The 18,577-nt window shown below is 48.7% G+C and carries 19 protein-coding genes and 1 other annotated feature; of the genes, 2 read left to right on the top strand and 17 right to left on the bottom strand.

What is annotated here, in order from left to right:
* Positions 1–245: 245 nt before the first annotated feature.
* The 6 genes from LCM00_RS05580 to nadB all read right to left on the bottom strand — a co-directional run bounded on the left by LCM00_RS05580 (position 246) and on the right by nadB (position 7,238).
* Entirely contained in the window at positions 246–863 is a 618-nt protein-coding gene (locus LCM00_RS05580) for a YhcN/YlaJ family sporulation lipoprotein (RefSeq protein ID WP_224898727.1), read from the bottom strand.
* Between the two features lie 87 nt (positions 864–950).
* Positions 951–1,994 carry a phosphotransferase gene (locus LCM00_RS05575; protein WP_224898725.1) on the bottom strand — a complete coding sequence of 348 codons (1,044 nt, stop codon included), beginning with the start codon at positions 1,992–1,994 and terminating at the stop codon, positions 951–953.
* A complete protein-coding gene (safA, locus tag LCM00_RS05570) occupies positions 1,924–3,471 on the bottom strand; it encodes a SafA/ExsA family spore coat assembly protein (RefSeq protein ID WP_224898723.1) in 1,548 nt (515 codons plus the stop codon). Before safA ends, LCM00_RS05575 begins: the two co-directional genes overlap by 71 nt.
* 257 nt (positions 3,472–3,728) lie before the next feature.
* Complete coding sequence (nadA, locus tag LCM00_RS05565; RefSeq protein WP_224898720.1) at positions 3,729–4,835, bottom strand: quinolinate synthase NadA; 1,107 nt, start codon at positions 4,833–4,835, stop codon at positions 3,729–3,731.
* A complete protein-coding gene (gene nadC / locus LCM00_RS05560) occupies positions 4,832–5,683 on the bottom strand; it encodes a carboxylating nicotinate-nucleotide diphosphorylase (RefSeq protein WP_224898717.1) in 852 nt (283 codons plus the stop codon). Before nadC ends, nadA begins: the two co-directional genes overlap by 4 nt.
* The gene (gene nadB, locus LCM00_RS05555; protein WP_224898714.1) at positions 5,652–7,238 is read right to left on the bottom strand and encodes an L-aspartate oxidase; all 1,587 of its coding nucleotides are present in this window, start codon (positions 7,236–7,238) and stop codon (positions 5,652–5,654) included. The genes nadC and nadB overlap by 32 nt, the downstream gene beginning before the upstream one ends.
* A 104-nt stretch (positions 7,239–7,342) precedes the next feature.
* Between nadB and LCM00_RS05550 the strand changes: the two genes are divergently transcribed.
* Together LCM00_RS05550 and LCM00_RS05545 are read left to right on the top strand one after the other, a co-directional pair.
* On the top strand, positions 7,343–8,500 hold the full coding sequence (locus LCM00_RS05550) for an IscS subfamily cysteine desulfurase (RefSeq protein WP_224898711.1): 1,158 nt from the start codon (positions 7,343–7,345) through the stop codon (positions 8,498–8,500).
* A 64-nt stretch (positions 8,501–8,564) separates the two neighbouring features.
* Positions 8,565–9,107 carry a transcription repressor NadR gene (locus tag LCM00_RS05545; RefSeq protein WP_224898709.1) on the top strand — a complete coding sequence of 181 codons (543 nt, stop codon included), beginning with the start codon at positions 8,565–8,567 and terminating at the stop codon, positions 9,105–9,107.
* Between the two features lie 62 nt (positions 9,108–9,169).
* Here LCM00_RS05545 and pheA read toward each other — a convergent pair whose 3' ends face one another.
* The 11 genes from pheA to minD all read right to left on the bottom strand — a co-directional run bounded on the left by pheA (position 9,170) and on the right by minD (position 18,577).
* Positions 9,170–10,048 carry a prephenate dehydratase gene (gene pheA, locus LCM00_RS05540; RefSeq protein WP_224898706.1) on the bottom strand — a complete coding sequence of 293 codons (879 nt, stop codon included), beginning with the start codon at positions 10,046–10,048 and terminating at the stop codon, positions 9,170–9,172.
* A gap of 156 nt (positions 10,049–10,204) precedes the next feature.
* On the bottom strand, positions 10,205–10,660 hold the full coding sequence (locus LCM00_RS05535) for an ACT domain-containing protein (protein WP_035403585.1): 456 nt from the start codon (positions 10,658–10,660) through the stop codon (positions 10,205–10,207).
* Positions 10,661–10,775: 115 nt separating this feature from the next.
* Positions 10,776–12,065 carry a GTPase ObgE gene (obgE, locus tag LCM00_RS05530; RefSeq protein WP_224898703.1) on the bottom strand — a complete coding sequence of 430 codons (1,290 nt, stop codon included), beginning with the start codon at positions 12,063–12,065 and terminating at the stop codon, positions 10,776–10,778.
* A gap of 129 nt (positions 12,066–12,194) precedes the next feature.
* Positions 12,195–12,743 (bottom strand): sporulation initiation phosphotransferase B, encoded by a 549-nt coding sequence (locus tag LCM00_RS05525; RefSeq protein ID WP_148973660.1) that lies wholly within the window; start codon positions 12,741–12,743, stop codon positions 12,195–12,197.
* A 268-nt stretch (positions 12,744–13,011) separates the two neighbouring features.
* Positions 13,012–13,302, bottom strand: a complete 291-nt coding sequence (gene rpmA, locus LCM00_RS05520; protein ID WP_009796105.1) for a 50S ribosomal protein L27 — start codon at positions 13,300–13,302, stop codon at positions 13,012–13,014.
* Positions 13,303–13,314: 12 nt separating this feature from the next.
* Positions 13,315–13,647, bottom strand: a complete 333-nt coding sequence (locus LCM00_RS05515; protein WP_224898700.1) for a ribosomal-processing cysteine protease Prp — start codon at positions 13,645–13,647, stop codon at positions 13,315–13,317.
* 11 nt (positions 13,648–13,658) lie between these two features.
* Positions 13,659–13,967, bottom strand: a complete 309-nt coding sequence (gene rplU, locus LCM00_RS05510; protein WP_009796103.1) for a 50S ribosomal protein L21 — start codon at positions 13,965–13,967, stop codon at positions 13,659–13,661.
* Positions 13,968–13,980: 13 nt separating this feature from the next.
* Positions 13,981–14,065: a sequence feature (ribosomal protein L21 leader region), on the bottom strand.
* A gap of 82 nt (positions 14,066–14,147) precedes the next feature.
* Positions 14,148–15,626, bottom strand: coding sequence for an Rne/Rng family ribonuclease (locus LCM00_RS05505; RefSeq protein ID WP_224898697.1), 1,479 nt, complete (start codon positions 15,624–15,626; stop codon positions 14,148–14,150).
* A 53-nt stretch (positions 15,627–15,679) separates the two neighbouring features.
* Positions 15,680–16,546, bottom strand: a complete 867-nt coding sequence (locus LCM00_RS05500; protein WP_224898694.1) for a M50 family metallopeptidase — start codon at positions 16,544–16,546, stop codon at positions 15,680–15,682.
* Positions 16,539–17,315: a M23 family metallopeptidase gene (locus LCM00_RS05495; RefSeq protein ID WP_263623278.1), complete on the bottom strand. Its 777-nt coding sequence runs from the start codon at positions 17,313–17,315 to the stop codon at positions 16,539–16,541. The genes LCM00_RS05500 and LCM00_RS05495 overlap by 8 nt, the downstream gene beginning before the upstream one ends.
* A gap of 458 nt (positions 17,316–17,773) precedes the next feature.
* Complete coding sequence (gene minD / locus LCM00_RS05490) at positions 17,774–18,577, bottom strand: septum site-determining protein MinD (protein ID WP_224898691.1); 804 nt, start codon at positions 18,575–18,577, stop codon at positions 17,774–17,776.

The raw sequence follows: 18,577 nt of genomic DNA, 5'->3' as shown, positions 1-18,577 counted from the left end.
AAAACTTTATTTCTATTGTTTCCAGCTTCACATTAAATATGCCAATTTTTTTAGGGGTATACAGGTGCATGAATTTTAGAAAAACAGCCTTCTCAGCATGGATAACATTAAAAGGAAAGCGACGGTGAATAAAATAACGACCAGTATTTTTTCCTGCTTATTCTCTTTTTTCAACTCCTTGTCCTCCCTTTTTGCCTTTATCTATGTATTGAAAAAGCAAAGCCGCAGCTTTGCTTTTCCAATTATCAGCGGCCCTCGCCATTGAGCCTGTGCCTGAGCGAATGGAACATATCCTTCATGTCCAGGTCGATCTGCTCTCTTGGCCCGCCATCCCGCAGGTCATTGTCTATATTGCGGATGCGGCTGAAGGTGCCTTCATCCGTAACCACTGTACAGGACCTCCCCCGCAGATAAGGGGACACAGCCTGCTGTATGTCCCGCTTTGTCTGCTCTTCCCTGCTGTAGTCGGACAGATCGACGGCAATCAGCACATCGCTTCCGTAAACGACAGACCGGACATCTTCCACATTGCGGACAGCTGCCGTTTCATCGCCTATCTTTTCCGCAAGCTGCCCTTCGTAAGCCGTATAATAGGATCTTTTTGCTTCCTTTGTATTATCATCCAGATGCCCGTGATAATTGGCATCACTGTGGCTGAAGCGATTATCATGCTGATAAAAATTCTTGTCATACCCTGCAAGCGGACTGGATGGATTCTTATCCCGGTCCATGCCGGCTCCCAGCGACTCTGTGCGGTGTCCCGCTTCAGAAGCTGCATCTCCGCCGTTTCCTCCCATAGCGCAGCCTGCCAGGCCAAGACTTAATAATGCCGCAAATGGTACTGCCAGAAATTTTTGGTTCAAGCGGCTGACCCCCTTCGCCAATTTTGAGCTAGGCTCCTTAATAGCTTACCGGCGAAGGTTCGATTTCATCCTGAAAGTTTTGTCCAGCTAATCGGGGAGTTTTTTCTCAAGCTCCATCAGCTCTTTGATAAAAAGTTTCCTTTCGGTAAACTGCCCTGCTGTCATGTCGAGCAGCTGCCTTGTTTTATAAGGATCGTTGTATGTCCCTTCTCTGACTAATCTGTTCCATTCCCGAAAAATGTCTGAGGGAAACGCCAGAGCATAAATAAATCCCTTTTTCCCAAGGTACGGAGATAAAACATCATACTCCGCCAGCGCTTCGGCAGACCAGCCGATAAACGGCAGGATCCGGTTGGCATATTGAAGGTAGTCCATACAAACTGCGCCAATGCTGATTAAATCAAAGTCGATCAAATAAACCTTACCGGTTTCATCTCTCAGAAAATTATGGTGGGCTACATCCCCATGAAGAACTGTTTCATTATCGGCTTCGAAAAATGCCTTTTCCCGCTCCATACCTTTCAGGGACCAATCCGCCCAGCCCATCAGCTCTTCAATCAATTCTTTCTGGACGAAAAATTTAACCACTGGCTGATTGCTCAAAAACAGCGCTGCCCTTTCACGCCATTTTTCAATTTGGCTGAAACGGGGCAGGACACGATCGTAGCGTCCGGCCACCTTCGCTGCTGTATGGTGGTACTGGCGTAACAGGTCAAGCCCGGCGCTGCGGTCAGCTTCATTATGATAAGAAAAAGAGGCACCCGGGACAATGTACTTCATGACTCCATAATAATACCTCCCATCATAAAGCGGCTGGGCGGAAGACACTGTTTCAAAGCTGCAGGCAGAATCAAAACCTTCTTTTTTGAGGGAAGAGGTGAAGGCCTCCTGGATTTTAAGGCGCTGATAAGAGGAATACCCTTTCACCACATACATGTCCTGCCCGGCATCAATCAGCATGACATTGTTTCTGACCGGTGAGAGTTTCTTAACAGGAAAAGGGAGGGTTTGGCGCAAATAGGAGAGGAGACGATTGCAATAAGAATCGTCTCCCCAGCTTTTAACCATTAAATTCATAGCTTTCATCGTCAAAGCGCGGCATTCCGAATGCCTGGCCGCCCATCGGGCCATAACCCTGCGGCTGTCCCATGAATGGCGATTGGCCATAGCCCATCTGCTGTCCATACTGAGGCTGGTATGGGGCTCCATACCCCATTTGCGGCATGCCCATCCCCATATGGTGCATTCCCTGCTGCATTCCTTGCTGCATTCCATAGTGCATGCCCGGCATCATCTGCGGCATGCCTGAGCCGCATCCGCAGTCATCAGACATCCCCTGGACGCCCTGCTGAGGCATGAGCGGCATCTGGGCTTCAGAAGGCATGATCGGCATTTGGCTTTGCGAAGGCATTAATGGCATCTGGGCCATAGAAGGTGACTCATATTCCTCCATTGCTCCCTGTACCATAGGCTGCTGAGGATATCCGTATGGCATCCCCGGTTCACAGGCACCGTAGCCAGGGCCAGGCATTACCGGTGAAACCGGGTGAAGGCAGGCTGGGTATGGAGGAAATGGATATTGCTGCTGCATGGCAGGCATCGTCTGGGTCGGCTGGAGCGGAAGCTGCTGCTGGGACATAGGAGACAATGGCAGCTGCTGCTGATCTGATATTCCCATAACACCTGTCGGCTGGGCATACATCGGATTAGTGTTGCTCATAGGCATAAAGGATGAAGATTCTTCATATTGGTGGTGCATCTGGCCGGCACCTTCCATTCCAGGCATCATGCCATGCTGGTACGGCATCTGCTGCTGATATGGCATCTGCTGCTGATATGGCATGGAAGCCCCCTGAACCTGCGGATATTGGCCAGGCTGCTGATAACCATGCCCCGGGTTCACCGGAGATCCTTGATAATAGTTTGGCTGATAAGGGTACATAGGCTGTTTATAACCTCCTTGCAGCGGCATCTGCGCTGTTTCTGGACTTTCCATTTCAGGGCTTTCTTCACCAATCGGCTTAATGCCGGGAAGAATATTCATCGGCTTCGGCGGCAGCTGCGGCTGCTGCTTTGGCATGGTGATCGGCATCTGGGCTGCCGGCTCTTCTATCGGCTTCGGCTTGTATTCCTGTTTCGGCATGGCCTTCGGCTTTGGCTGCGGCTTTGGCTGCGGCTTAGGGGCTGGCATGTTCATCATATAGTAATTGTTGATATCAATATCCGGAATGATCGGCTGCGGCATTTTTGGAACGAAAGGCGCTTTCGGCTGTTCCATCTTTGGAGCCGTCACCTGCGGCTTTGGTGCTTCTTTCTTTGGCTGCGGCGCTTCCACAGCCTCGATTGGCTTTTCTTTTGCAAAAGGATGCTCTGCTTTTGGCATTTCCTTCTTCGCGCCCATATTGATTTTTGCTTCAGGAGACATTCCCATCGGGGCTTCTTTCTTTATACTTCCCCCTGCTGTAGGAACTTTTATCTTCATCCCGGGCATAATCATATCAGGGTTGCTGAGCTGCGAATTCATCTTCTTCAGCTCTTCAAAGTTCACGCCGTACTTCTTGGCGATCTTCCAAAGAGTATCCCCTTTCTGTACGATATGGATCTTCACTCTGATATCCCTCCTATGCATAAGTCCATACATTGTATGACGGAATGGGCAAATTGCTAATCATTATTAAAAAAACATATGCGGTTCCGGATAAACTTTCCTCCTCAGGCCACGCAGCGGTGCCATACTGCTTCTATAAAAAAATAAAACAGTCCCTTCGTCTTCAATGATATGACTGGCAGGCTTGCCATATAACACAGAAGAAAAGGGACTGCTGAAAAGCTCTGATATTTATTTGTTTAATTTTTTCAAAAGGATCAGGACCGTGCAAGCATCCTCTCAAGGGCAAGCCTCGCATTGGAAGCATCAGGCTCCGGCACTGTGATCCTGTTCACGCCATTCCCTTCCGCTGCCATCTCGAGTGACCAGGCCAGATGCGGAAGGTCGATTCTGTTCATGGTCAGACATGGGCACATATTCGGGTTGAGGGAGATGATCTTTTTGTCCGGATGGGATTGGATGATTCTATTTACAAGATTCATTTCGGTCCCGATCGCCCACTGGGTCCCCGGAGCAGACTTTTCGATTGCCTGGATGATGTAATTGGTTGATCCGGCAAAGTCAGACCGTTCGACTACCTCTCTCCGGCATTCAGGATGCACGATGATTTTCATGTCAGGATAGTCTGCCCTGACCTGCTCGATGTTTGCCATGGTAAAGTTTTCGTGGACAGAGCAGTGCCCTTTCCACAGGATAACCTTCACTTCCTCCAGATCGCCTTCGTATTCAAGAACTTCAGAGATTGGATTCCAGACGGCCATTCTGTCGAGCGGGATAGCCAGATTGAAGGCTGTATTTCTCCCAAGATGCTGATCAGGCAGAAAAAGCAGCCTTTCTTTTTGCGTAAACGCCCACTCAACCATTTCTTCTGCATTCGACGAGGTAACGGTGGCTCCTCCATGTGCACCAGTAAACGCCTTGATCGTAGCTGTTGAATTCACATAAGTCAGAGGCAGCATTGTATCGCCGAACATGGCAGACAGCCGGCTCCAGGCTTTCTCAGTCTGGCGGATATCGGCCATATCAGCCATGGAACAGCCGGCCCTCATATCTGGCAGATACACTTTTTGACTTTCTGCGGTCAGGATATCTGCTGTTTCCGCCATGAAATGGACCCCGCAAAATACAATATGCTCTGCTTCTTTGTTCTCAGCAGACAACTGGGCAAGCTTAAGCGAATCTCCAGTAGAGTCGGCAAATTGGATGACTTCATCTTTCTGATAATGGTGTCCGGGGATGAAGAGCTTCTTTCCAAGCCTGCTTTTTACAGCCCGTACTCTTTCCTCAAGCTCTTCCGTTGACATCGTTTTATATTTTTCCGGAAGCATCTTTGCCCCTTGCTCCGCTATCTCAAAAATATTCATCCTTTTACCTCCTGAAGCATTTTGACTTTCACACTGATATCCAGCGACTTGACAGAATGCGTGAGAAAACCGAGCGAAATATAATCTACATTTGTTTCCCCATAAGCGGCAAGTGTCTCCATCGTAATCCCGCCTGATGCCTCTGTTGTGATTTCTTCCGGAACGAGCGGCAGCCATTCGCGGATTTCTTCGGGTGACCGGTTATCAAACATGATAACATCTGCCTTTGCTTCGACCGCCTCGAGCACCTGATCCTTCGTTTCTGTTTCAACCTCTATTTTCACCATATGCCCAAGTTTTGACCTGACCGCCTCAACTGCATTTGAAATGCCGCCTGCAAAGGAAATATGATTATCCTTGATCATGACAGCATCATACAAACCATATCGGTGGTTAAAGCCCCCTCCTGTACGGACTGCATATTTCTCCAGCATCCTCAAACCAGGGGTCGTTTTTCTTGTATCCGTGATCCTTGTGCGGCTTCCGGCCATTAACTGTACGGCCTTATTTGTGCTTGTCGCGATCCCGCTCATCCGCTGCAGCAGATTAAGAATGACACGCTCCCCTTTCAGGAGGCTGTGAACCGGCCCGCTCACCCTTGCAAGAGTCTGGCCGGCCCTTATCTGTCCGCCGTCTCCCGCGATCAAATCAACCGAAATAGTGCTGTCCAGTAAAGGGAAGCCTGTCAAAAGGATATCGGCTCCGCAAAAAATGCCATCTTCCTTGGCCAAAAATACGATCTCCCCCTGCTCTTCTTCACCAAATATCAATTCACTGCTCACATCCCGGTCCCCGATGTCCTCGAGAAAAAATTGCTCAAGTAGCAGCCGCAGCTTTATTCTGTTCATTCTCCCCATCCTCTTCTTTTTGATCTTTCTGCTGGATTATCTGTACTCTCAGCCATTTCTGGTCATCCTCAAATGGAAAGTCGCTTCGGAAATGCCCCCCGCGGCTTTCGGTCCTTCTTAAGGCCGCTTCCGTGATGAGCCAGGAGGCAATGAGCATAAAGATAACCTTTACCTCCTCCTGACGATACCCTTCAAGCGAGGCACTGACCCACTTTTCCGTCCCATATCCCTGCAGCCATTCCCTTTGTGAAAGAAGGCCGGAGGCGGTGCGGACGATCCCGGCATTCTGCATCATACGCTCTTTTATTTCCTTGATAGGGGGCAGGCATAGCGAAGGACGGGATTCCGCTTTCTCTATACTCCTGGAACCCGGCTGATTGCGCTGCATCGGACTGGATAAGATATACCGGGCAAGCTGCCTTCCAAAATAGAGCCCTTCGAGCAAAGAATTGCTCGCCAGCCGGTTCGCCCCATGGACACCTGTACAAGCAGCCTCCCCTATGGCATAAAGGCCATCGACTGAGGTTCTGCCGTCCAGATCGGTCCTAATCCCGCCCATCAGGAAGTGGCTGCCGGGAATTACCGGCAGCAGCCCCCGCTTCAAGGATATCCCGTTTTTCCTGCACATCTCCGTTATCGTCGGGAACCGGGCAGCGAAATTCCCGATAGAGGCAATATCAAGAAAAATCTCAGTTCCGCTGTTTATATACTCGAAAATGGTTTGCGACACGATATGGCGCGGAGCCAGATCCTTCATAGGGTGGACGTCCTCCATGATGGCACGGCCATCTGCTGTGACAAGCCTTGCCCCTTCACCCCGTACAGCTTCAGATATCAGGCCAGCGCCTTTGCCGCCAATTGATAATAATGTTGGATGAAATTGAATGAATTCCATATCCGCAACCTCTGCCCCGGCCCTGTAGGCCAAAGCTATTCCATCCCCCGTGACAGTTTCGGCGTTGGAGGTGAAACTGTACAGCTGACCGCAGCCCCCTGTTGCCAGTACAATGTGTTCTGAGTAATATTCAGACCGTTTCCCATCCTGACCTATGCCCCTCACCCCATAGCAGCCGGAGTCATTTGTCAGAAGCTCATACACAAAAAACTTTTCAATGATTTTGATATTCTCATTTCTTTGTCCCATTAAAAACCCGACAAGCTTTTGTCCGGTCGCGTCACCGCCCCCATGGACAATCCGTTTCTCGCGGTGCGCCCCTTCCATTCCAAGGAGAAGTTCCCCTGATGGACCGTTATCGAAAGGGCATCCTGATGCATGCAGTTCATTGATTAATCCGGGAGCCGCTGCTGTCATAAGCCTTGCTGCCCTTTCGTCATTATGCCAGCGGCCCGCTTCCAATGTATCTTTTAAGTGGAGAGAAGGGCTGTCCTGACTGCCGAGAGCTGCCGCTATGCCGCCCTGGGCCATATAGGAATTGCTATCTGTCACCTTTGATTTTGTGAAAATAATCACATTCATATCACGGCTGAGCTCCTTTGCCAATTGCAAAGCTGCCACACCGCTTCCAATGATGATCACATCGGTGCGATTTGCCATTTTTTCTTCCTCCTGTTTTACAGGTGTCTTGACACCTATATTTACATAGATTTAAACTTATGACAAGTGATTTTTAACATTCATAGATTGGAAGCTGGTTAACGATGAAATATTTTGATTATGCTGCAACGACTCCATTAGATCTGGATGCGGCAAATGTATATGTGAAAGCATCAGGTGAATATTTCGGCAATACTGGCAGCCTGCATGACACCGGCAGCCGGGCAGCTTCCCTGCTCGAAAGCTGCCGTGCCCAGCTTGCCCTCATGCTCGGGGCTGAAAAAGAAGGGATTTATTTTACAAGCGGGGGAAGCGAGGGAAATTTCCTTGCCATCCATGCACTGCTCTCTGCTGCGGAAAAGAAAGGAAAGCACATCATAGCGGGCAAGGCAGAGCATTCTTCTGTCCACAGTACACTCAGGCGGCTTGAGGAAGAAGGCTGTGATATAACTCTCCTGCCTTTTGATGAAAAAGGAAGAATCAGAATTTCCGAGTTTGAAGCTGCTATAAGGGAAGATACAGTGCTGGCTGTCATCCAGCACTGCAATTCCGAAATCGGGACCATCCAGCCTTTGATGGAAATAAGCGCTCTTTGCCGGAAGAATGAGATTCTGCTGCACAGCGATATGGTCCACTCCTTCGGGAAAATGGATCTGGCCGGCATTCTTGATCATGCAGACAGCCTTTCTATCTCTGCCCACAAATTTTACGGGCCCAAAGGGGTTGGCGCTGTATACGTCAGACCTGCTCTTTCCTGGAAGCCATACTATCCAGACAGTTCGCACGAAGATGGTTTCAGGCCCGGCACAGTGAATGTCCCAGGGATAGCCGCTATGTTAGAAGCAGCAGGAAAGGCATACAGTTCCCTGACTGACCTTTCGGTGCTTGCTGCCAGGCAGAGAGAAGAATTTCTTGGAGTGATGAAAGAGGCGGACCTTCCCATTACAGTATACGGTTCCGACTTACCCGGGGAGCAGCTTGCCTCTACGGTCGGACTTGGGATCAGGGGAATTGAAGGGCAATGGATGATGCTTGAATGCAATCGGAGAGGATTTGCGATATCAACAGGAAGCGCCTGCCAGACAGGGATGCAGAATCCTTCCAAGGCCCTGAAGGCGATGGGCATGGAGGATGCTGCAGCAAAAGAGTTTATCCGGATTTCCTTTGGCCGGAATTCTGCCTTGGAGGAAATCAGCGAGCTTGGCTGCACAATTGCGGGCATCGTCAGGGATTACAGCCGGCACAAGCCTGCTGCTGATTGATCGCTTTCAGGAAAATGCTGTGTTAAAATTGGTTCATTATAGAAGGTGTTAGGAGAGTTTTTGTATGAACGGACAGAAAAAAGTGCTGGGGGATGAACGGCGCACTATGCTGCTTGATCTCCTGAAATCCCGCCAGGAGCCAGTTACAGGGAGCGAGCTGGCCAGAAAGGCGAATGTAAGCAGGCAGGTCATCGTCGGCGATATCACGCTTCTTAAGGCAAAGAATGAACCGATCATTGCCACAAGCCAGGGATACCTCTATCTTCAGCAGGTCCCGCCCGCCCAGCTGTTTGAACGGACGGTCGCCTGCTCCCACTCTCCAGACAAGACAGAAGATGAGCTGAATCTGCTTGTTGACCATGGGGCAACAGTTAAGGATGTAAAGATTGAGCATCCTGTGTATGGAGATCTGACAGCATCCATCATGGTTTCCAACCGGCGGGAAGTCAAACAATTCCTGGAAAAAATCAGGAAAACCAATGCTTCTTTCCTATCAGAGCTTACCGGAGGCTTTCACCTACATACAATCACTGCTTCTTCAGAAGCGATTCTGGATGCAGCAGAACAGGCACTTGCGGAAGCAGCTTTCCTTGTTGACCTTCCATAAGTGCCGGATATGTATATACAAAAAGCCAGGCTTCAGCAAGCCTGGCCTTTCTTTTTTGTTTGTTAATGCACATTGGACGCCTTATCTCTCGCTTTCCTGCCAATCTGGAAATACGGATAGCTTCCAAGTATTTTCACTCCGCAGCCCAGCGCTTCCAGCTCTGCTACCGCTCCGGGTATCAGAATATCATCAGCTTCCATATCAATATCAATGATGAAAAAATAATTGCCAAGCCCCGTTTTCATCGGCCTCGACTCAATCTTGGTCAAATTCAGCTTTCTCCAGGCAAATGCAGATAAAACCTGATGAAGTGCACCAGCCCGGTCTGAAGGCAAGGTGGCCATAACGGTTGTCTTATATCCCAGCGCCTTTGTTCTATCAAGCTTGACAGGATTTTTCGAAATAACAACAAAGCGGGTGTGGTTATATTGAAAATCATGAATATCCCTCTTCACAATAACCAATCCATATTCCTCTGCAGCCAGTTCATTGGCAATAGCGGCTGCCTTCATTTCCGGATTCTCTTTCACAAATTGAGCGGCAGCAGCTGTAGAGGTCATATTTTCAGAAGGGATGCCCTTCAAATCCTGGTGCAGGAATTTATGGCATTGCGCAATCGCATGAGAATGGCTGTAAATGATTTCAGTATCCTGCCACTCTTGTGCATGCTCAGGATGCACCATCAGATGCTGGCTGATCGGAGCCGTTATCTCCCCGCAGATCGGCAAATCCACTTCATGAACCAAATAATCCAGTGTAATATTGACAGACCCTTCAAGCGCATTTTCTATCGGAACAACAGCAAAATCAATTTCTCCATTCAAGACTGCGTCCATGCAGCCCGGAATCGTGCGGTAAGGGGCAGATTCCGTCTCCGGAAACATCGCTCTTACTGCCAAGTCAGTGAATGTAGCCTTTGGCCCAAGATAGCCTGCTTTCATAGTCAATATTCCTCCCAAACAGATCCACAGTCCTTTTTATATACTTTAACACTTTACACTATGCATGTCCTTAGTTTTTATGGCTTGGAATGGATAAATCTGAACAATCGTGCTGACAAGGATGCCCAATTTTAAAAAAAAGGAGCCGGGAATTGGCTATGCACCTGATCCCAGCACCTCTACTTTTTCAACAAATTCCAATTTTCTCAGCCTGGCCAAAAGCTCATCGATCTCAATTCCCATCCCGCTCGTATTGAGAGACATGGTGACATTCGCCCTGCTTTGCAGAGGGATGGTCTGATGAATCGTTAAAACATTGCAGCCTGAGGATGCAACAATCCCAAGGAGCTGTGATAATGTCCCTGACCTGTCCTCCAAATGGAAAAACAGGGTGATGAGCCGCTCTTTGATCACTGTATGGAAAGGAAAGACCGTATCCCGGTACTTATAAAAGGCACTTCTGCTTAAGTCGACCTTCTGGACTGCGTCCCACACCGATTCTGCTTTCCCCCTATCAATCATTTCCTTCGCTTCAAGCGTTTTTTTCATGGCTTCCGGAAGGACATCTTCACGGACCAAATAAAACTTCCTATCTGACTTATCCTGTCTCATTCCTTTCACCCCTTCGCGTAAAGCAGTGTCCACTTACATGTATGTATATTGATCCCTGAAAAAGCCATGAAGCCTGCGCCGGCCCATCATGGATCCGGCGCAGCGGCTTTATATCCTATTCAACAAATTCGAATTCAAACTCAAGCAGCTTGATCGTGTCGCCATCCTTGGCTCCGCGTTCTCTCAGGGCCTCGTCCACGCCCATGCCCCTCAGCTGGCGCGCGAAACGGCGGACAGATTCTTCCCGCGAGAAATCAGTCATCTTGAACACTTTGATGACTGCATCGCCGGAAAGGACGAAGCTTCCATCCGGATCCCTTGTGATCACAAACTCAGTTTGAGGTTTTTCATGCTTGTAGACAACCCGGTTAATGCCGTTATCCTCTTCTTCTTCCATGAGAGGGAATTCAGGCGTTTCCTCGATCTTGTCTGCAACAGCAAACAGCAGATCCCTGAGGCCCTGCCTTGTAAAAGCGGAAATCGGGAAGATCGGATGATCATCAGTCAGCCTGTTTTTAAATTCCTTGAGATTTTCTTCAGCTTCCGGCATGTCCATTTTATTGGCTACAATGATCTGCGGACGCTCTGTCAGTCGAAGATTATATTCTTTCAGCTCTTTATTGATTGTCAGGTAATCCTCATACGGATCACGGCCTTCCACAGCTGCCATATCAATAACATGGACAATGACACGGGTCCTTTCAATATGGCGGAGAAATTGATGCCCCAGTCCGACACCTGAGTGCGCCCCTTCGATCAGCCCAGGCAGATCTGCCATTACAAAGCTTCTTCCATCTTCTGTTTCAACCATTCCTAAATTCGGGGCGATCGTTGTAAAATGGTATTCAGCAATCTTCGGCCTTGCTGAAGAAACAACCGAAAGCAGGGTGGATTTCCCGACACTCGGGAAGCCGACTAGCCCTACATCAGCGAGAAGCTTCAGTTCAAGGACTACTTCACGCTCCTGGCCAGGCTCGCCATGCTCTGACAGCTCCGGCGCAGGGTTGGCAGGAGTAGCGAATCTGGTATTGCCCCGCCCTCCGCGTCCGCCTTTTGCGATGATGGCCCTTTGCCCATGCTCAGTCAGATCAGCTATTACCTCTTTTGTATCCGCATCGGTCACAACCGTTCCCGGCGGGACCTTGATGATCATATCCTTTGAATTTCTGCCATGCTGATTTTTGGACATCCCATGTTCCCCGCGGGAAGCTTTAAAATGGCGGTTATAGCGGAAATCCATAAGAGTCCGCAGACCTTCTTCCACCTCAAAAACAACATCTGCACCCTTGCCTCCGTCCCCGCCGGCAGGGCCGCCCTTTGGCACGTACTTTTCACGGCGGAAAGCAACCATTCCGTTGCCTCCGTCGCCGCCTTTCACATATATCTTGGTTTGATCGACAAACATATTAAAAAACTCCTCCTGTCTGCTGTATGTACACAAAACCGCGAATCTACAGCAGTAAAAATCTGCTTTGTTCTAAGCAAGGCACAGCGGCATCTTTTCGCAGCGTATCCCCTTTCAGGGCGCACACTGCTACTCCAATCCTCTGCTGAATGGCATAAACACTTCCAGGGCCAGCTCCTGCTCTGACAGCTCCTCCATCTTCATCCTGATGGCCTGGTGCTGCTCTCCCAGATAAGATCTGATCGATTCTCTCTCTGTTATTATTCCGCTAAAATCAAAAAACAAACGGATTCCATCCTCCTGAGGCTCTATCAATACCGATAAATGGTTATCATGAAAGGGTTTAACCGAATCGTCCAGCCTTGCAAAAAAAGACCTTGTCCAGCTCTCAAGGAACTGGTCATCCAGTTTTCTGCACTTGACGTCATCCAGCACCTCATAATCAATCTGGAACGAATGGTTTTCCCAATTGTAGGTAAACAGCAGGGAGGCAAATTGAGGAATATTCAAGTTGGAAAGCTTTGCTTCATTCTGGGCTTCTACAACGATTTCATCGATGATTTCCTTGGCCCTGTCATATTTGCTTAGGGAAAGATTTCCTTTAATTAATTGTATTTTATTCATCCAGTCATGGCGTGCATGCCGCAAAACCTCAACTGTGCTCCAATCTTTTTCCATAAATGCACTCCTACACAATTATTAGTGTCATAAGATTGCCTGCTGATAGTATATCAAAAAAGAAGATGGGAGTAAGCAATTTCCTTTTAAAATTAAGAATTCCCGGCAGCCGGGCACAAGCCGGCGAACCGCGGAAAAGCCACGGCAGCCCGTTTGGGATCCATGCCCTTTCCGCGGTCCACGCTTGATCATCAGCCCTATAGCTGGAATCGCATATAAAGGAAAAAAGAAAACTCTAACCTGTCGGTTAGAGTTTTCTGTAGTAAGCTTAAGCTTCTTGAGCAGCTGGATAAACGCTCACTTGCTTGCGGTCACGGCCTACACGCTCGAACTTGACAACTCCGTCCACTTTCGCGAAAAGAGTATCGTCGCCTCCGCGTCCAACGTTCACTCCAGGGTAGATCTTTGTACCGCGCTGACGGTAAAGAATAGAACCGCCGGATACGAATTGACCGTCTGCACGCTTAGCGCCAAGGCGCTTAGAGATTGAGTCACGGCCGTTCTTTGTAGAACCTACTCCTTTTTTAGAAGCGAAAAACTGAAGATCTAATCTTAGCATTTGTTTCACCTCCTATTTTTTGAAGGTTATTTTTATGTGCTTGCCATACTCGCGCTCAATCGTCTCCAATGAAACAATCATGCCTTCCAGCAGAAGCTGGACTTTCTCTTGCGTCTCTTCAGGAAGGTCCTGCGGGATATCGCATCGGAGAAAGCCGCTGTCTCCCTGTTCGATGTCAGGCTCGACTCCTGTCAGCGCCATGATGCTGTTGATGGCACCGATGGACACTGCAGAAACGCCTGCACATACGATATCTTTGCCCTGGTTGGCAAAAAGGGCATGCCCGCTCAATGAAAAGGATCTGACGCGGCCGGCTTCAGTACGAATAATCGTCGTATGGATCATACAGCCAAACCTTATGCGTTGATCTTTTCGATTACAACTTTAGTGAACGGCTGACGATGACCTTGCTTTTTACGATAGTTTTTCTTCGCTTTGTATTTGAAGACAATGATCTTCTTTGCACGGCCTTGTTTTTCAACTTTAGCCGTTACAGTAGCGCCTTCAACTACAGGGCTTCCTACCTTTACATTGTCGCCGCCTACGAATAAAACTTTGTCAAAAGTAACTGTTTCGCCTTCTACAGTGTCCAGCTTTTCGATGAAGATAGCTTGGCCTTCTTCAACTTTGATCTGCTTTCCACCAGTTTCGATAATAGCGTACATGAACTGCACCTCCTTATAGACTAAGACTCGCCAATTGCAGGCGTTTTGCAAAAAAAAGCAAAAGCTTGAATACCTGCTCTGAGCGGTTGTAGCTTGGTGCGCTACAAACATAACATAAGAATACTATCATATATTCAAAGAGTGTGTCAATACATTATCCCAGTTTTACATCAGGGAGCTTTATTGCTTCTTATGTTTTGCTTCAATATCCTTCAGGCTTCCCAGCTGGCGGATCTCATAAAAGGGAGTCCTGGAGTCTTCTGCAGTAAAAAACAGCCTGAGGCCGCATGTTTCTTCCAGCCTTTTCCGGTGGATCTCCTGTTCGCCGGAAAAGACGTTCAGGACATCTGATGAAAGTCTGACCAGAGCCGCCTCATAATCGCTCCCCCTATGCTCCCAAAGCTCCCGCTCAAGCCGGAAGGCCGCTGTCTCAGCACTGATCATCCGCCCGGTCCCTTCACAGGCCGCACACTTGACGGTGAGTGATTCAGAAAGGGCCGCCCTCGTCTTTTTCCTTGTGATCTGCAAAATGCCAAGCGGGGTGAACCCTACGATCCTCGTCCTCCGTTCATCTTTGCGGAGCTCTTTTTCCATCACCCGTGAAATATGCTGCCGGTCCCTCTCCTCTTTCATATCAATGAAATCAATCAGGATCATGCCGCCGATGTCCCTGAGCCTGATCTGCCTTGCAGCCTCTGCCGCTGCCCATTCATTGGTCCTGAGAACCGTGTCGCGCAGGTTTTCCCGGCCGGAATATTTTCCTGTATTCACATCGATGACAGTCAGTGCTTCTGCTTCGTCAAAGATAAGATAAGCCCCGTTATCAAGCCAGACGATCCTTTTGAGCGCTTTATCGATTTCCTGGTCAAGATTATAGGCAGAGAAGATGCTTTCCTTATTATTATAAAAACGGACTTCAGACCCTGCAGCTGCTTTTTCCAGTTTCTGCTTTACAGCAAGGTCGTCAACCAGCACCTCTCCGGCTCCAAGCCTGGCCATCTCAGCTGCTGCTTCCTCCAGAAAGGTTTCTTTTTCAGCAAGCTTTGCAGGCTTTTTTACAGAAGCAGCCGCTTTAGCGAGCTCCCTGTGTTCAGCACGAAGACCGTCCAGTTCTTTTTGAAGCTCTTCTAATGAAGCTCCTTCAGCAGAAGTACGGAAAATGAGCCCTTCTTCTTCTTCCTTCAGCTTCATCCCGAGAGTCCTCAAATCTTCCCGTGCGGATTCATCCCCTATTTTCCTTGAAACGGCCACATACCGGCCAGATGGCATATAGATCAGCTTCTCGCCCTGGAATTCTATGATATTGGTAAGCCTGGGACCTTTTGTCCCGGCAGCATCTTTTTCAACTTGTACAAGCAGCTTTTCACCTTCACGGACATAAGAGGAGATTGATTTTCTGTCTTTCACCTCTTTGTCTTCGGTTGAACGCACATAGGATGCGAGCCTGTCGCGGTGCAGAAATCCGCTCTTCTCCTCGCCAATCTCAACGAAAGCAGCATTCATCCCCGGCAGCACCTTTGCGACCGTCCCGAGATAAATGCTGCCGACTGCGGACAGATTTTTGGGCTGGTCGATGATCAGCTTTACAGGCTTGCCCGATTCATTCAGCACAGCATAGCGTTTTTCCCTTGTTGCATAATTGATGACTAATTTTTTCAACTTTATTCCCCGCTTTATTATATCTAAAAATCTTTGTCTATTATTATCAAGCTTTAATAGGCATAAAGCAAATCAGCCATCCGTGCTGTGGTAAGCTTTTCGGAAAAATAAGCATGGAGGAGCTCATTCTCATCAAGTGCAGCATGCTCCTTCCCATCCTTTTCGACGATGATTGGATGCTTTGTGCCGCGCTGGAAGCGCTCAAGCACCTCGACAACCATCTCATCCTCCTTGACGATCAATGGCTTCAATACTTTGAATTCATTCCGGTTCCCATAATAACGCTCCAGCAGGAATCGCATAAAAATAAATCGCCTCTGCTTCCATTCAAAATGCAGGGAAAAAAGCAGGAAGCCGAGCACAATCCAGATATTTGGATTAAGGGGTGCTGCCAGCAGCATAACCGCAGCAAATATGATGGCCGCCGCAAGTGAAATCCTTAAGGCCTGTTTGTGGGCATCAGGGAATGCCTTCTTTTGGGAGAGGTATAAAAACAGCAGCTTCCCGCCATCAAGCGGCCAGATAGGCAGGAGATTGAAGATCAGGATCATGATATTATATTGAAAAAAAAGCTCAAACAGTGCCCCGTCCAGCACTGACAGCCTATAAAGAATATAGGAAAGGCCAATCAGCCAGACATGCTGGAGAGGCCCGGCCAAAATAACGGCCGCTTCTTCCTTCAGCGGCCTGTTTCCGTGCTCATCCATTTCGGCTACCCCGCCAAAAGGAAGCAATGATATTCTTTTGATTCGCCATGAAAAGCGGGCTGCCGCCCATGCATGCCCCATTTCGTGCACAAAGACGATCAGGAGGAGCATGATCACCTCCTGAAAGCGGGCTGTAGCCACTGCCAGCCCGATGACAGCCCAAAGCAGCGGATGAATGTGGATATACCGGAATAAACCGAGCCATTTAATCAAATTGCATCACCTGGATAGGATCGATAAAATCATCGCCTTGCTTTAGCGCAAAGTAAAAAGAGCCCTTGCCGCTCTCCGGCACTTCTGCGGCTGTTCCCACTGCGACGCCTTTGCCGATATAATCGTATAGATTGACCTTGATTTCGCTCAAGTTTCCATACCATGTTTCACTTTTATCAGCATGCTGGACAATGACAGTTTTCCCGAATCCTTCTTTATTGCTGGCAAACTTAACAAGGCCCTCTTCCACTGACTCCACATTTGCACCCATCGCAATTTCAATCGTTACCCTCTGGCCTGTCTCATTGAATTCCTCAAGGATCTTGCCCGAGGCAGGGAGGGCATATTCCTGGGCAGGAGCTGACTCGTCCCGCTCCTTTTTTGAGTCTGTAAAAGGCACCAGTGCCAAAGGCTCCCCGAACTGCTTTTCATACCATTCCGACACAGCCGCAAACTGAAAGTCAGTCTCCATTGTTTTGGCCACAAAGCTTTTGGCCGGCTCAAAGGCAGCCGACGGATTTTTGAAAAGGATGGCGGTGACCAGCACCAGGCAGGCAGAGGCCAGCAGTTTAAAGAAGAATACTTCTTTTTTAAACAGGGGATGCTCTCCTTCGGGAGAGGTGCCTTCATAGGAAGGCAGCTTTCCAAACCCGTGCTTTTCCTCTTCATCTGCCCAGGGAAGCCTGTGCTGAATTTGTTTATTCATCCGCTCCTGGTCTTTTTTCCGCTTTTCAATTCTTTTGCGTATTTCGTCTGCTCTTGAACGCATAATCTCCCCACCTGTCCCTAAACTGATTTGTACAAGTCTATGAGGGGTTTGGGGGGAGTATGACATATTGGGGGAGAAAGAGGTGGGGAGGTTGGGAGAATATCAACGATTTGGAACAGTTAAAAAAAGCAAACAAAAAAAGCCGGAGATTACCGGCTTTTTTGACTGAAGACCAATCGTAAAAAAATAGATTTTTTGCTGCGCTTAGTATGAGGCTGTTGATTTGCGTTCCAGGCACTTCGCTTTCCGCGGGGCGGAGTTGAGCCTCCTCCCGCTGCGCGCTGCGGGGTCTCAACTTTTCCGCTATTTCCCGCAGGAGTCTTCGTGCCTTGCACTCCAATCAACAGGGTTTTTAAACTTTTTTGGCACCAAATTGCAAAGTTAAAAGATTTCATGCAAATAGACTATTGGAAATTAAAACTCTTAATAATTTTTATATTCAAAGCTAGCTTCCTCGCCTATTTCACACCAAAGAATCTTTTCAGTTTGGTGAACATGCCTGTGTTTTCTTGTTCGAGCTGCTGGAGCGGAACGGCTTCGCCGAGGATGCGGCGGGCGATGTTGCGGTATGCGACGGAAGCTTTGCTGTTCGGGTTGAGTGCGATCGGTTCGCCGTGGTTGGATGCTTTGATGACTTCGTCGTCATCGGCTACGATCCCGATCAGGTCGATGGATAGATGGGCGGTGATTTCATCGACATCCAGCATATCGCCATTCTTCATCATATGGCTGCGGATCCTGTTGATGACAAGCCTTGGAGCCTCGACATTCTCTTCCTTTTCAAGCAGGCCGATGATCCTGTCGGCATCACGGACGGCTGAAACCTCCGGAGTCGTCACGACAATCGCCTTGTCTGCTCCGGCAACGGCATTCTTATAGCCCTGTTCAATCCCTGCAGGACAATCGATAATGATATAATCATAGTCCTGCTTCAGCTCTTCTACCAGCTTTTTCATCTGTTCAGGATTTACAGCGGTTTTATCACTTGTCTGGGCAGCAGGCAGCAAATAAAGAAGATCTTCAAAGCGCTTGTCCTTCACAAGAGCCTGGTGGACCTTGCAGCGGCCTTCGATCACATCCACCAGATCATAGATGATGCGGTTCTCAAGCCCCATTACCACATCCAGGTTGCGCAGGCCGATATCTGTATCGACAAGACAGACGCGCTTGCCCTGCAAAGCCAAAGCCGTACCGATGTTGGCGGATGTGGTCGTTTTGCCGACACCGCCTTTGCCTGAAGTAATTACAATAGCTTCTCCCAC

Source organism: Bacillus infantis (assembly GCF_020171945.1).
GTDB lineage: Bacteria > Bacillota > Bacilli > Bacillales > Cytobacillaceae > Bacillus_AB > Bacillus_AB infantis_A.
This window is presented reverse-complemented; position numbering and strand designations above follow the sequence as displayed.